Source organism: Neisseria sp. P0021.S005 (assembly GCF_051956955.1).
Map to the genome: position 1 here is coordinate 1 of NZ_JBQCWY010000795.1, position 1,179 is coordinate 1,179.

Annotated in this window: 1 protein-coding gene; it reads left to right on the forward strand. The window is 46.7% G+C overall.

All coding sequences use genetic code 11. From position 1 onward, the window contains the following. The first annotated feature begins 218 nt into the window (after positions 1-218). The gene (locus tag ACTHUE_RS19365; protein ID WP_371440889.1) at positions 219-1,127 is read left to right on the forward strand and encodes a serine hydrolase; all 909 of its coding nucleotides are present in this window, start codon (positions 219-221) and stop codon (positions 1,125-1,127) included. The last annotated feature ends 52 nt before the right edge of the window (positions 1,128-1,179 follow it).

The window sequence follows — 1,179 nt, forward strand, 5'->3', positions numbered from 1 at the left end:
GGAGCCTAAGTATAATGACTATCTTGTGTTTTTTCAAATCAGAGCAGGCATTGCGCCGTATCGTCTAAGAAACAGATGAGGGCGCTGGATTTGAATATCTCGCAAACAAACGCAAAGTTTTCTCAACTCGCTTTACAATTAGCGAAAAATTTAACAGAATGTTGAATTAAATGTATTTTTTTGAATTGGCAGATATGAAATTCTATAAAACTTTAGGAATGGTATGGACAGGTGTGGCATTGGCTTTTGCTTCCGCGCCTGCCGTTGCCGATGATATGGATGTATTGGGACAATTTTTGGAGCAAAATTTCCCAGTGCAAAATGACCCGATGGAAGCTTTTGCGTTGAGTCATGCCGACCAAGTCGAAGCTCAAGCCGCTTTGGCCGGTCCTCTGCTTTCTTCGCAATCTGCTTTGATTTTCAATAATAAAACCGGTGAAGTGCTGTATCAGAAAAACCCTGATCGTGTCATGCCGATTGCTTCTATTTCCAAATTGATGAGTGCGATGGTGGTTTTGGATGCGCATCTGGATATGAACGAGCCGATCACGATTACCGAGGCTGAAATCGACCGTCTGAAAGGTACGGGCAGCCGCTTGAGCATCGGCACGACGCTGACACGCGGCGAATTGTTGCATTTGAGCCTGATGAGCAGTGAGAACCGTGCCACTCATGCATTGGGCCGTACTTATCCGGGCGGTATGAGCGCGTTTGTTGCGGCAATGAATGCCAAAGCGCAAAGCCTGGGTATGACCAGCAGCCGTTTCTATGAGCCTACCGGTTTGAATTTCCAAAACGTTTCAACTGCGCGTGATTTGAACCGCATGGTTGCGGCAGCCAGCAAATATCCGCTGATCCGTAAAAATTCGACTTCAAATTACGGCTCGGTTTGGACGGCAAACGGTCGTCAAAACTACAAAAACTCCAATGCCTTGGTGCGTGAGGGCAGCTGGAATATTGAATTGCAGAAAACAGGCTATATTCGTGAAGCAGGACGTTCTATGGTGGTTAAGGCCAATGTGCAGAATCAGCCGATTACCATTGTGTTGCTCAACTCTCCGTCTTCCACAACCCGCGTGAACGATGCGCGTAAGATTGAGTCTTGGATGCTGCAGCGCCGTTCTTAAATATTACGCTTAAAGGCCGTCTGAAACCGTTCAGACGGCCTTTTGTGTAAAG

Bases quoted from the DNA above. Each gene is read 5' to 3' on its own strand.
- ACTHUE_RS19365 (WP_371440889.1), top strand. From the start codon at position 219: ATGGTATGGACAGGTGTGGCATTGGCTTTTGCTTCCGCGCCTGCCGTT.